Source organism: Microcoleus sp. B4-D4, from assembly GCF_036705185.1.
Classification (GTDB): domain Bacteria; phylum Cyanobacteriota; class Cyanobacteriia; order Cyanobacteriales; family Microcoleaceae; genus Microcoleus.
Genome location: NZ_JAUBTX010000028.1, coordinates 1 through 13,013 on the forward strand (window position 1 = coordinate 1; position 13,013 = coordinate 13,013).

General features: G+C 45.6%; 10 protein-coding genes. 4 read left to right on the forward strand and 6 right to left on the reverse strand.

What is annotated here, in order from left to right:
• Both QUB13_RS19585 and QUB13_RS19590 read right to left on the reverse strand, forming a co-directional pair.
• A partial coding sequence (locus QUB13_RS19585) for a DUF4347 domain-containing protein (protein ID WP_333383663.1) occupies window positions 1–1,863 on the reverse strand: 1,863 nt, incomplete at its 3' end.
• Window positions 1,864–2,034: 171 nt separating this feature from the next.
• Window positions 2,035–2,292: a hypothetical protein gene (locus tag QUB13_RS19590; RefSeq protein WP_333383666.1), complete on the reverse strand. Its 258-nt coding sequence runs from the start codon at window positions 2,290–2,292 to the stop codon at window positions 2,035–2,037.
• Window positions 2,293–2,590: 298 nt separating this feature from the next.
• On the opposite strand from QUB13_RS19590, the gene QUB13_RS19595 reads away from it, so the two are divergent.
• Window positions 2,591–2,848 (forward strand): hypothetical protein, encoded by a 258-nt coding sequence (locus tag QUB13_RS19595; protein WP_333383669.1) that lies wholly within the window; start codon window positions 2,591–2,593, stop codon window positions 2,846–2,848.
• 108 nt (window positions 2,849–2,956) lie between these two features.
• Here the strand turns inward: QUB13_RS19595 and QUB13_RS19600 are convergent, their stop codons facing one another.
• Complete coding sequence (locus QUB13_RS19600) at window positions 2,957–3,937, reverse strand: ABC transporter ATP-binding protein (protein ID WP_442921575.1); 981 nt, start codon at window positions 3,935–3,937, stop codon at window positions 2,957–2,959.
• 257 nt (window positions 3,938–4,194) lie between these two features.
• Here QUB13_RS19600 and QUB13_RS19605 point away from each other — a divergent pair, with 257 nt between their 5' ends.
• Entirely contained in the window at window positions 4,195–4,383 is a 189-nt protein-coding gene (locus QUB13_RS19605) for a hypothetical protein (protein ID WP_194070604.1), read from the forward strand.
• A 162-nt stretch (window positions 4,384–4,545) separates the two neighbouring features.
• Here the strand turns inward: QUB13_RS19605 and QUB13_RS19610 are convergent, their stop codons facing one another.
• Window positions 4,546–5,475: a phosphoribulokinase gene (locus tag QUB13_RS19610; protein ID WP_333383672.1), complete on the reverse strand. Its 930-nt coding sequence runs from the start codon at window positions 5,473–5,475 to the stop codon at window positions 4,546–4,548.
• A 742-nt stretch (window positions 5,476–6,217) separates the two neighbouring features.
• Complete coding sequence (locus QUB13_RS19615; protein ID WP_333383673.1) at window positions 6,218–7,849, reverse strand: YcjF family protein; 1,632 nt, start codon at window positions 7,847–7,849, stop codon at window positions 6,218–6,220.
• Window positions 7,850–8,380: 531 nt separating this feature from the next.
• Here QUB13_RS19615 and QUB13_RS19620 point away from each other — a divergent pair.
• Complete coding sequence (locus tag QUB13_RS19620) at window positions 8,381–10,201, forward strand: sensor histidine kinase (RefSeq protein ID WP_333383674.1); 1,821 nt, start codon at window positions 8,381–8,383, stop codon at window positions 10,199–10,201.
• A gap of 532 nt (window positions 10,202–10,733) precedes the next feature.
• Window positions 10,734–11,267 carry a hypothetical protein gene (locus QUB13_RS19625; protein WP_333383677.1) on the forward strand — a complete coding sequence of 178 codons (534 nt, stop codon included), beginning with the start codon at window positions 10,734–10,736 and terminating at the stop codon, window positions 11,265–11,267.
• Window positions 11,268–11,324: 57 nt separating this feature from the next.
• On the opposite strand, the gene ilvD is transcribed toward QUB13_RS19625, so the two are convergent.
• On the reverse strand, window positions 11,325–13,010 hold the full coding sequence (gene ilvD / locus QUB13_RS19630; RefSeq protein ID WP_333383679.1) for a dihydroxy-acid dehydratase: 1,686 nt from the start codon (window positions 13,008–13,010) through the stop codon (window positions 11,325–11,327).
• Window positions 13,011–13,013: the final 3 nt, after the last annotated feature.

Below are 13,013 nucleotides of genomic sequence, written 5' to 3' on the forward strand. Positions count from 1 at the left end.
AGTTGTTGGAGTCGGAGTTGTTGGAGTCGGAGTTGTTGGAGTCGGAGTTGTTGGAGTCGGAGTTGTTGGAGTCGGAGTTGTTGGAGTCGGAGCTACAGCGATGTCAACTTTCGCATTATTGTTCGTAATATCAGGGTCATTGCGATCCGCAGCAGCGATCGCGACTGTGTTACTAATAGTTTGCCCACCACTACCAGGATTGACTGTAGCTTTGAGAGTCAACGAGGTAGTATCATTAACCGCTAACTTGCCCACATCCCAAACACCTGTTACAGGATCGTAAGTGCCTTGGGTTGGAGTATTGCTTGTAAGACTGAGAGTTGTAGGTAACAAACTTGTCAACTTGATATTGGCAGCATCATTGCCTAGTGCCACATTTTTTGCACTGACAGTGTAGGTAATGACATCCCCTTCTTTGGGTGCGGGGTTGTCCACCGTGACAGTTACCCCCAAGTCAGCATTTAATTTCCAACCTATATCTTCCAGTATGCCAAGTGTAAGAGGCCCAGGGTCATGGATAGCTACTCCCAAACCTCGAACGTTTGTCATCAACGAATTAGTGCCATCTCCATAGGTGGCTTCGTCTAGGTGAGCGATGCTTGCACCGTCGTTAAAAATGTTAGGTGCGTAAATTTTAAGTTTGCTGCCGCCATTTGCTGCGACAGCTTTCGGGCCATTGAAGAACAGGTTATTGCTGATTAGCTGGTTTCCTAGTGCGACAGAAGGCAGGGGAAACAGCGCTGTGTCAGTGATTTTTTGACCTGAACTATTCTCAATAAATTTGTCGTAGATTCTGGGATAGTTACTGGCACTAACCAAACTGCCCTGTTGATTGCCTGTATTGTACACAAAAGAGTCAGCGAATCCCATTCCGTGAGCAATTTCATGGAGGAGTGTACTAACCAAATCCGTTTGATTAGCACCGGGATTAGCATCGGTTCCAAAGTACCAAGAAATTCCCGGCGAACTAGCGCTGGGATTGTTGTTAACACTGACGGTAATATCAGGGGAACTTCCATTTAAATCCGTCCCTGCTAATTGGTTGGCTAACGCCATTCGATAAGTAGTATTTGTTAACGGTGCGCCCGTAAAGTTTGCTGTGCTAGAGCCTCCTCCTTTTGCCAAAAAACCAGTTACAGTTTCCCAAGTTGCGTCAATTACTACATCTACTTTCGAGGTGTCGATGAGTCGGTTCCAGATATTAACCGCGTAATCAAAAGAATTTTTAGCTTGCGGAGGAAATACTGCATCGTAAGTAACTTTAATCGCCAAAATCCCTTGGTAAGCCTCTTGCACCTGTGGCCCAAACGCCAAAGAGGCATCCATCGCCCCAGTGGCATACCCCAATTCCCAGTCGCCGCCTTTCTGGGCACTACCAGTCAGACTCGTAGAAGCTGCCACATTAGCCCCTGTTAGCTGACTCAACCGCTGTGCGAAAGCAGCACCCAAATCTCCCTTTGCTACGTTGCAGCCATACAAAAGAATCTCAGCATTACTTGCCAGCCCTTTTGCCCATTCCTTTACCCACATCACAAAGTCGCAATTTCGGGAGGGGGAAAGAGACACTACACCCCGGTTTTCTTCGTTTATGATATTGCTTGGAGTGGAATCGCTCAATGTATCCAAAGTCAACACCGTATTGCCAAGTTGCAGAGAACCGACAGCGCCGTGGGATACAACGTGAACTGCTGAGAAGTTACCGCCCCGCAGTTTTTGAGCAATTTGTTCTACCCCGTTGCGGTTAGAATCCAGCAGGATTACTTCTGTTCCAGGGGTAACGCCGTCAACTAGAGTCTTCCAATTAGGGACAGCAGTATCGATAAATGCGATCGCTTTCGGAGTTTCAGAGATTTTGTGTGACATGATCTACCTTTAGCTATTTGGAAAATGGGAAATTATGGACTTGCAACTTTGTCAGTTGCTTTAATTGAGTTTAATATTGTTTAGATTAAACTCAGTAATTTTGCAGCAAAAAAGCTTGCTTGAAGAGGATTTTTTTTGAATCTAACTATTACTTGTGTGAACATAGCGACTCTAAATCAGTTTGGCAAAAGCATCATACTTTTTGAAGTCAGGAGAATTAAAAAGTTGATATTTGAAGAAAATCTCCACCAATCGTTTAACTGAAGCAAAACTCTTACAGCGGTAAGGCCAACGCCTAATAAAGTTTTTAACTTGTAGCCCAATTCCCTCAACGGGATTTCTCGCTATACCTAATCTTTGATGATTTTGAGGATCGGTGCTGCTCAAACTTCCATCAATCGTTTGCCCTAAGCTAAAATTCGTCATCATCCCATCTCCTCAAAAATATAGTTGCGTCAAAACCAGCAAAGCCCGCCTAGCAAGCTTTCCTAAATATCTATCAGGGCCTTCCTCTGCTTTTTATGCAGAGCGCCCTATTTTGTTACAAAACTTTACATTTCTCCCAAGAGCAGATAAGCTGTATGCCCGATCGCCCGCCAGATGCACCGTCACCAGATGCACCGTCACCAGATGCACCGTCCAACCTAGCTGACAGCCAGAGAAATCATTTCACAATCCTCGACAATCCTTAATCTGTACCGCCCACAACCAAGCTTATAATTATTATATGAGTATTCCCCTGAAACCAGAATCGGAATGGCAAGATATCGAGGATATTCAGCCCTTAATCAGAGCGCATTATCATGCCTCCAAAGCAGAAAAATTAGATACGGCAAATGCGATTATTTCTAAAGTTTGTGAATATTTGCGACAGTGGAATTGTGCAGAGTTGGCGTGTGGAAATTTACAGTGGCTATTGTTAAAGGAAGTAAAAAATATTAGCCTTTCAGACACGGAAAATATGCCCACCCCACAAGAAAATTAACCTCTTGTGGAACGGGCATCTTGCCCGTTTTCTTAGTCCGCGAAGGCGGACTTCGTTTGTGTAGACGCGGTTTCAACCGCCCGGTTTCAACCGCCGATTTTATCAACTTCAACTGCTCGAATAAATGCCTCTTTCTTGCAGTTGCTGCATAAAAAACTCTTCCAAAGAAGGCTTAGCCAAATTCATCCCAATTAGCTGCCCTCCCGTCGCGCTCAGACTAGAAATAAACTCCTTCGGCTCGCCCTGCAAATGCCCGTACCACAAATCATTATCAACTTCCATATCCGGTATCCATTTTTTGAGGATATTCAAGTGGCCGCCCCTACCTTCAACCCGGTAAGTTTTAGTATTTCCCAGAAGTTCGTCGATCGCACCAATGCAGATTAACTCACCGCGAGCCAAAATTGCCACCCGATCGCAAATCTTCTCCACATCCGACAGTACGTGCGAATTAAAAAAAATCGTTTTTCCTTGATTTTTAAGCGATAAAATTATCTCCCGCATCTGATAGCGCCCCATCGGATCTAAACCAGACATCGGCTCATCCAAAAATACCACATCTGGATTGTTAATCAAAGCTTGAGCCATGCCGATCCGTTGCAGCATTCCCTTAGAATACTGGCGCAACTGTTTTTTGATTGCCGCCGATTGAGATAGCCCAACTAAGTCCAACAAATGCGGAATTCGCTGCCGCTGAATCGAGCGGGGAATTTCAAACAAGCCCGCCGCAAATTGCAAGAATTCCCAGCCCGTGAGATAATCGTAAAAGTAGGGATTTTCTGGCAAATAACCGACTCGCCGCTTCACGTTGCGATCGCCCAAAGGCCTCCCCAACAGCAGCCCCCTGCCAGAAGTCGGCCGCACTATCCCCAGCAAAGCCTTCAGCAGCGTAGTTTTCCCCGCTCCATTCTGCCCTAACAACCCGAAAGTTTCCCCCTCAGAGACAGTCAGAGTGCAACTTTTGAGCGATTCTATTTTTTCGTTCATCCAGAAGCCGGTACGGTAGAACTTCCCCAGATTGAATATTTCCACCACAGGGGTAGCTCCGGGCATCTCGGTGGAAGTTGGCGCATCTATAAGAGGTTCCATTTTCGTCATCTAAATAAGCAGCATCTGATTATATTCTATTGCATTACAGAGAGTCATTAGTCATCAGTCATTAGTCATCACGAAGAAGGAAGAAGGAAGAAGGAAGAAGGAAGAAGGAAGAAGGAATGAAGAAGGCAGAAAAAGATACACACAACAAGCTTTTTAATAGCCCGTATTTTATATTGAATTAGGTGGATTTACTGAATTGCTCTTTTTAATGTTAAACTAATACTACCTGCCATTGATTTTTACTGAATATGGAACGTTCAAAAATTATTGCTATTATCACCGGCGTGATTTCTATAGTCTTAGCAGTTGCCTACCTGCTACTCGTTACCCTCCTCGACTTCCGAGGCGAAATGTTACCCGCACCTCAAAGTCAATTGCCATTCTCAATGCAGCTTCAGCAATTAGCGACTTTTAATCTGAATTTGTTAGTACATTAGTCATTAGTTAGTTGGCAGTAGTTAGTTGGCAGTAGTTAGTTGGCAGTAGTTAGTTGGCAGTAGTTAGTGGTAATTGGTAATTCGGAATTAGAACCAACTAGCAAAATAATAACAAACAACAACTAACAACTAACAAATAACAACTAACCAACCACCAACTAACTAATACAAATGGATTGCTTTCATCATGTGATATGAAACTAGCAACTGCGTCAAAGCTAGCGGGTAACTTTGCAGAACTTCACCAGTTGTCCCGATTAGTTTGCCAATTTCCGGGTTGCCTTGGGCGCTGCAAAATCCCCGCAGGTGCGGCATTTCGTTGCACAAAATCTTTTCCAGTTCGTTTACTTGTTCGTTAGTAGCGTGGGAGTCTACTTCCAACACGTCAACCGGTTTGCCCATATCGCGATCGAGTCCTAGGCGAATTGCAGGTTTAAAATTATCGCTGCCTCGGGCTAAAATCTCAGTAAAATCCGGGTGAGGAATTGTCGGTCTCAGCACTAAACGGACGTTCAAATTTACTTCATTGTCCTCTTGAGGTAGGTAAAAACTAACTACAACATCGGCAAACTTACGCTGGGGACGAATAAAATCTTCTGAATCATTTTCCCGCTTTTTCATTTCTGCAAGCACCTGTTCATCAGTATAACCGCGCTTCATGGTATCGCGCTTAACTTTCCACTGAGTTCGCAACTCTTCTGGGGGAGCGAGATACACTTTTACATCGTAAGCATCGCGGATTGCACGAGTTGAGTAACCAAGCAAACCTTCAACTATTACAAATTTATTGGGCTGGATGTATTCCGGCGGATCGAATGTACCTGAGTCGTGGTTGTAAATAGGTTTAAGAATTGCTTGTCCGGTACGCAACAGGCCCAGGTGCTGCTGCATGATGTCTAGATAATTGCAGTCAGGATGCAGTGCTGTAATCCCGATTTCTGCCCGCTGCTTTCTGTCGTACCTATGATAGTCGTCCGTGCAAATTATCGTGACATTTTCTGGCCCCAATACTTGGGCAATTCCCCGCGTCAGGGTGGTTTTTCCCGCTGCGCTGTCTCCGACAATACCGAGAATGATTGGTCGATCGCTCATTGTTTTTACCCCGACGGACAATAGCAAATTTTTTATCAACCTTAAATCTTATCAAAATTCGGTTCGATCCGATCGCTAATTGCATAGTTTGACTTGAACCCCCCGGATTCTCCCCAACGTGTAAAATTATTGTAAAATTTCTTAATAAAATGCGGCACCGGAGACTCCCAGAACATCTGATTAAAAAATCACGCTGATTTCTCAATCTCCCGCGAGGTCGATCGCACTTTTGAATCTGGCTACAGTCAAAAATTAGGGGAAAATACCGCTGTCAACTGTCCCCCTCGTCTTTGAGTGTAGTACAAATTGCAGCAGCCGTCGGACTGGTGGGTGCTTTTTAGTTTTAAAACTGGCCGCTAGCAGTGCATCAACTTGCCGATAAATCTACGCGGAGGGCGATCAAATTTTCCCTAAATATAAAGTTTTAACCAAAGCTTTCCCCGTGCCTGAAAAATTAGGATAAATTCAAATTGACGGTGTACTCCCGCCCTCTGAAATTAATTATTTTTGCTCTTTTTGACCTGCTGCAATCAAATGTTTTCGTGAATAAACCCGATTTCGACGCACCAGGGCATAAATTCTAAATTTAAACAAATCTTAAGTTGAATTAATACTGCATTATAGAGCGGACTCGCATTCCGCACGCGCGATCTAATTCTGTCGCGTGGTGGGGGCGGGTTGATGTAGATTATTTGTCTGAATCAAAGATTGTTGGTGAACCCGCCCCTGCAGGATTTACGTTTTACCAGTCATCTTGGCGCTTGTTGCTGTTGATTTCCCAATCATCGCCTTGCTGCTTATACAATAGTTCTGGTTCCACTTCTGCTGGCATTTCTAATTCGGGTTCCACTTCTTGTTGCTGATAAATGTTCAGAGGTTCGACAACGCGGGCGATCGCATCTTTGACAAATGCTTTGACAAACTCGTCTTTCCGGTTTAACTGAAACTGCCTTTGCACGACTTCGGCGATGCCGCCGTCGCCCCAATCTTGGTCGTGTCGGAAATATTCAATAAAACTTTTCCCGGCAATTCTGGTTAAATAAGCGGCGCTGACTGCTTGAATTGCTTTGCCGAGCACAAACCCAGCTACGCTTAATTGCAGCGCCCTTGAAACTACTTGAATTACGCCTTCTACTATTCCCAAACTTGCTAGAGTTTTTGCCAGAGACAATGCCAATTCTTTGGCGCGATCGATATTTAATTCGCAGCCGTAAATCTTGGCAATTTCTACTACCATTTGAGCGTTAACTGCTGCTGTCGCTAACAAATCCACAACGGGCAAAGGCGTGACGGCAATTACTCCGGCTCCGATCCACTGAAATCGCTCTACTACTTTATCAGCGGCGCGCCGTCTTTGAGCGTCAATTAACTTGCGCGCTTGGTCTCCCAAGTGCTGAGATTGCAACAAAATATTGTCGGCAATTAAGTCTTCGCCTTCGGCTCGCAAAATTGCTGCGATGCGCCGAATTAATGGCATCATATCCGGGTCTGGTTGAAATATTGTGCCGCTTTCTAGTACAAATTTTTGCGGGTTGGCGCTAATTGCAACTACATCCATTGCTGATACAAAACCTTTGACTCGCAGCCGCAGCCGATCGAGAATTTCGTCTCTGTCGCTGTCGGGATAAAGGTCAACTTTATTAAAAACCACGATCGACCTTTTGCCAATTTCTGCCAAAGTCCGCAGCGGTTCGTACTCAGATTTACGCAAATCGCCGTCCAAAACAAATAAGATCAAATCTGCCCGGGCCGCCAACTGACGTGCCAATTCCTCTCTGTAAGTCCCCGCTACTCCCGCTTCCAAGATGCCTGGGGTATCAGTAATTGCTAATTCGCGATCGATTCCTTTCAATGAAAGAGTGTAAGTTTCTCCAACTTCCGTAGTTCCCATCGGCGCGCCCACCTCTCCCGCCATCCGCCCCACCAACGCATTGACAGCCGAAGTTTTCCCCGCAGAACCGGTGCCGAAAACCACGATCCGAACATTGCCGCGGGCCATGTTAGCTTCAATTTCGCGGGCTCTCAACAGCAAAGCTTGCCGCGCTACTTCATCTTGAATGCGATCGACTTGCTGCCTAATTGCTTGAAGATTTTCCGAAGCAGCCTCACTTTTGACAACAGGAACCTTCGGATTAATCGCCCGTTTTCCCTTGACTTTTCCCGGACGTTGCAGCAGCTTAAAATAATAAAACAGCGCAAAAATTAGCGTTCCCAAAAGTATAATTATTAGGAAAATCAGCAAATTAGCCAGCAACGGAGAAGCAGACAGCGCAACTTGACTGTAAAGCCCTGTCAAGGAACTTATCAGGCCAATAATCAGCCCCAGGGTGAGGCAGAAAGCAGCAATTAAGGTTAACAGGCGCGGCAAAGGCATGAGGGGGCGGCAAATAAAAGGGTTATACTTTGATTCTTACATTGTGATGATAATTCGGAACCGATCGAGTGCCCGATCGCACTGCTTAGTCTGCAAATCCCGATTTGCGGGGATTTGAGCGCCAGCGGGACGGACAAGTGCGATCCTCTTCGAGGGCTTCGCTAACGCCCTCTTGCTGCAATTGTAGCTTGCACGATAACTTAGCTACAGCTTATCACCCGCCCGAACGGTAGACTGGTTTATTTGCATCTACCTACTTATTTATGCGGTGATTTATTCGATCGCCAGTTTAGCCATACTTTTTTATTAACAAACAAATCTGACATTAAGTACACAGAAACCAGGTTTTTTAACGGCAGTGCCTCCTGGAAGCTCCGAAAGCGGAAACGAGAAACCGGGTTTATTAGGCAGGCTAAGAGCGTCTTTATTTACAAAAACTTTATATTAAGTATCGATGCGGTACTTTCTAATGATCCGCGAGTTAAGTTAGACTTAATTCTCAGTGCGTGAATTATTCACAGGTTCGCATCTATGCAGCTCAAACATCACAAACAGGCTTCACAAGAACTTCCTACATCTTTCGACTATAAAATCAAACAGAGCCACCCACCAAAGCTTAATTATTTTGCTCAAATAGCCCGCTCCTTCGGAAACCTCAGTATTAGCGACAAAATCAGCCGCGGCTACGCATTGGCTCTTTGTGTTGCGATTGGGGGCACGACTATCGGGATGCTGGCGGGGAATCATTACTATCGCAGAACTAACAATCAACTACACATCGATCGAGAAAGTCAGCTTTTAAATAAGTTGCAGGTGGCTTTGCTGCGGACGCAAAACAGCCAACAGCGATTGATTTACGGGATAGAAAAGCCCGAAATTTTTGACAGCAAATACCAACAGCTACAAAATAATATCTACATTTTGAAGTTGTCGCTATCTGAAGTTAAAAATCAGAAAGAGATGGAACAGGCAGCAGGCTTACAGGCTTTTATAAAAAGTTATAATTCGCTTATTTCAAATTACATTCAGCAGCTAGAAACAGTTAACGTTCAAATTAGTAAAATGCCAAATTCGCTAGCTCAAACAAGTGTGAAACGCAAGTTGCTGTTGAATTTAGAGCGAAATAAAATTGGGTTGAAATTAGAGAAAGCGACTAATGATTTAGGAGCAATTATCGATCGCGCCCAAGAGCAAGAAAATGCAGCACGGGAAGCCCTGCTCAGAGCGCAGACACTGCGGGTGCAAATAATTTTTGGTAGCATGGCACTGTCGATCGTAATTGCAGCACTGCTGGCGAGCTTCACCAGTCGGGCGATCGCCAAACCCCTCGCCGCTGTCACCAAAATAGCGCAGCGAGTCACCGAAGAATCTAATTTTCAGTTGCAAGTACCAGTTACTAGCACCGATGAAGTGGGAGTATTAGCAGCTTCGTTCAACCAACTGATTCAGAAAGTAAATAACTTGCTAGAAGAATTGAAATCTGAGCAAGAAATTCATATCCTTCAAAATGAGAAAATGGCAACTTTGGGGAGGATGCTGGCCGGTGTTGCTCACGAAGTTAACAACCCAATCAATTTTATCTATGCCAACATCGATCCAGCAAAAACTTACGTTGAAGATATTTTAGATTTGCTCAAAACTTACGAAACAGAAATACCCAACCCGCCTGCTGCTGTCACCGCCAAAGCAGAAGCCATAGACCTCGATTTTCTCCAAGAAGATTTGATGAAAATATTTAACTCAATGCAAGTGGGTGCTGAAAGAGCCAAAGCCATTATCTTGAGTTTGAAAGATTTTTCTCGCCTCGACGATACAGCGCCTCAGCCAGTCGATTTACACGCCTGCATAGATAGCAGTTTGCTGATTCTCAACAGCCGTGTCAAACAGGGCGTTGAAGTGGTACGAAATTACGGGAAAATCCCAAAAATTGAAGGCTATATGGGTTTGCTTTACCAGGTGTTTGTCAACCTGATCAGCAATGCACTAGATGCTGTGGAAGAGAAAGCAAAACTTGAAAAAATTAGCTATGAAGAGGCGAAAAAACAATCTAATTTTGAGTCAAAGCAAGCAGAAACATCTAGTTTTTCGCCGAAAATTTCAATCACTACAGAATACTTGGACGACGACTCTGTGGTAGTGCGAATTTCCGATAACGGTACGGGGATACCTGCGGCCAGTCAAGAAAGAATGTTTGAAACGTTCTTTACGACTAAACCGAGGGGTGTCGGTACTGGTTTGGGATTGGCAATCGGCCGCGAAATTATTGTCAAGAAACACGGCGGGACGATTAACTGTTGGTCGGAGGTGGGAAGGGGAACAGAATTTGCGATCGCCCTACCGATCAAACATTAGTAGTCAGTAGTCATTAGTCAATAGTCAGTAGTCAGTAGTCAGTAGTCAGTAGTCAGTTGGTAGGGGCGGTGGATGGTGCGTGCCCGCCCTCTTAGTAGTCATTAGTCAGCAGTCATACCAAATCAGAGTTTGCCACCCCCTTTATCTTCTGACTCTTCTGTTTCCTCTTCTCTTCGCGTTCTTTGCGTCTTCGCGGTTCAATCATAAAGGAGGTATATTACCTAGATTTGGTATCATTATTTATGGCAGCCGTAAATCAGCAGCAAAATCGATTTAGACTCGAATATTTTTAGTGTAAGCATCTTGCTTGCGTAGGATTTTTCAAATGATTTAAGATTGCTATAGCAGTCATTAGTTATTGGCAATTGGGTTAACCTGTCAATAATTGCCTAAAACCAACAATTTAGTCAACCCGTCTCGGTCGGATATTATAAGTAATTACCCGAACTTGATATAAGTTCTGTAATGGGGAATTTGGCAATTGGCGATCGGTTAATCTAGAGTGGAACAAATACGGCAAGGAGCAAAAATTATGGGACTATTTGACCAAATTTTGAACGCGATCGACAATCCCAACCAACAAGCAAGTTCCAATCAGTTGGGCAACATTATCGGTGCGGTAGAGCAGTTGAGCGGCAACCAGGGCGTAGATGCGGGTACGACTCAGTTGGCGATGTCGGTTTTGGGCGGATACGTGCGATCGGCATTGCAAGACGTGCGATCGCAGTCGGGAGAAGCACAAGCTCAACAAGTTGTCAACCAATTTAGCGGCACAAATCCCAATCCGCAAGCAGTACAGAGTTTGTTCGGAGCCGGTCAACTAACGCAAATAATCGCCGATATCGCCCAAAGAACCGGTTTAAATAACACAACAGTGCAAGCAATGATACCTGTTTTAGTGCCGATCCTGCTGAATTTGCTGCAAACCGGCGGCAACGCTCAAAATAATCCAGCCCAAGGCCAAAATCCCGTTTTGAATACGTTTTTAGATGCCGATGGAGACGGCGACGTAGATATTACTGACGCCATGTCGATGGCTAGCCGCTTTTTGAATCAGCGCCGTTAACTTAGGATTTTGTAACCGCAGATATCTGCCTTCATCTGCGGTTACAAAAACTCCAAATTAACCCAAACCCAAATCAGTCACAGCACCAACACTGCTAGAAGAAACCAATTTAGCGTATTTAGCCAAAACGCCCCTAGTATAGCGAGGTTGAGGAGCTTGCCAAGCTGCTCGGCGCTGCTCTAATTCTGCATCAGCAACATTGAGCTGCAACAACCGATTCTTAGCATCAATCGTAATCGAATCGCCCTCTTTTACTAAAGCAATTGTGCCTCCAACTTGCGCTTCTGGTGCAACGTGACCTACCACCATGCCGTAAGTTCCGCCAGAGAAGCGGCCGTCAGTAATTAAACCCACAGAATCGCCCAAACCTGCGCCAATAATTGCCGAAGTTGGTGCTAACATTTCGCGCATTCCCGGCCCGCCTTTGGGCCCTTCGTAGCGGATGATAATCACATCTCCGGCTTGAATTTTGCCCGCTAAAATTGCATCCAAACAATTTTCTTCAGATTCAAATACGCGGGCCGGGCCGGTAATTTGCGGTTTTTTAACGCCAGTAATTTTAGCAACGGCTCCTTCTGTTGCCAGATTTCCCCTCAAAATTGCTAAATGTCCTTGGGCGTACATCGGGTTGTTCCAAGGGCGAATTACGTCTTGGTCGGTTCGGGGTTCGATGGGAATATCTGCCAACACTTCAGCAACAGTTTTGCCGCTAATTGTTAGGGCGTCGCCGTGGAGCAAACCCTGTTCTAGCAGCATTTTCATTACTAGAGGAATGCCGCCGGCTTTGTGCAAATCGACGGCTACGTATTTGCCACTTGGTTTGAGGTCGCACAGCACGGGAACTTTGGCTCGAATTGTTTCAAAATCGTCGAGGGACAGTTCAACGCCGATCGCATTGGAAATCGCCAATAAATGCAGCACAGCGTTGGTTGAACCGCCGATCGCCATAATTACCGCGATCGCATTTTCAAAGGCCTTGCGTGTCAAAATTTGGCTCGGCAACAACTGTTTGCGGATCGCTTCCACCAAAACTGTGGCAGATTCGGCAGCGCTGTCAGCTTTTTCGGCATCCTCAGCAGCCATTGTCGAAGAATAGGGCAAGCTCATGCCCATCGCTTCAAAAGCGCTCGACATCGTATTTGCCGTGTACATTCCGCCGCAGGAGCCGGCACCCGGACAAGCTTTTTTTTCTACTGCGGTGAGCTCTGTTTCATCAATTTTGTCGGCGCTGAATTGACCGACTGCTTCAAAAACGCTGACAACGGTTAAATCGCGTCCGTTGTGGTGTCCGGGTTTGATCGTGCCGCCGTAAACAAAAATAGCAGGAATGTTCATGCGGGCGATCGCAATCATCGCCCCCGGCATATTCTTGTCGCAACCGCCCACAGCCAGCACACCGTCCATACTTTGGCCGTTGCAAACAGTTTCTATCGAATCAGCAATTACATCTCTCGACACCAGAGAATATTTCATCCCTTCAGTTCCCATCGAGATCCCGTCGCTGATCGTAATCGTACCGAACATCTGCGGCATCGCGCCGGCTTCTTTTGCGCTGGCAATAGCCCGCAAAGCCAGGTCGTTCAATCCCATATTGCAGGGCGTAATCGTGCTGTAGCCGTTGGCAATTCCCACAATGGGCTTAGTGAAATCGCCGTCGCCAAAACCGACGGCCCGCAGCATTGCTCGGTTGGGCGCGCGCTGTACGCCTCCAGTCACAGCTTGGCTTCTCAAATTTTCAGGCATTCT

Bases quoted from the DNA above. Each gene is read 5' to 3' on its own strand.
- QUB13_RS19590 (WP_333383666.1), bottom strand. From the start codon at position 2,292: ATGATGACGAATTTTAGCTTAGGGCAAACGATTGATGGAAGTTTGAGC.
- QUB13_RS19595 (WP_333383669.1), top strand. From the start codon at position 2,591: ATGAGTATTCCCCTGAAACCAGAATCGGAATGGCAAGATATCGAGGAT.
- QUB13_RS19600 (WP_442921575.1), bottom strand. From the start codon at position 3,937: ATGGAACCTCTTATAGATGCGCCAACTTCCACCGAGATGCCCGGAGCT.
- QUB13_RS19605 (WP_194070604.1), top strand. From the start codon at position 4,195: ATGGAACGTTCAAAAATTATTGCTATTATCACCGGCGTGATTTCTATA.
- QUB13_RS19610 (WP_333383672.1), bottom strand. From the start codon at position 5,475: ATGAGCGATCGACCAATCATTCTCGGTATTGTCGGAGACAGCGCAGCG.
- QUB13_RS19615 (WP_333383673.1), bottom strand. From the start codon at position 7,849: ATGCCTTTGCCGCGCCTGTTAACCTTAATTGCTGCTTTCTGCCTCACC.
- QUB13_RS19620 (WP_333383674.1), top strand. From the start codon at position 8,381: ATGCAGCTCAAACATCACAAACAGGCTTCACAAGAACTTCCTACATCT.
- QUB13_RS19625 (WP_333383677.1), top strand. From the start codon at position 10,734: ATGGGACTATTTGACCAAATTTTGAACGCGATCGACAATCCCAACCAA.
- ilvD (WP_333383679.1), bottom strand. From the start codon at position 13,010: ATGCCTGAAAATTTGAGAAGCCAAGCTGTGACTGGAGGCGTACAGCGC.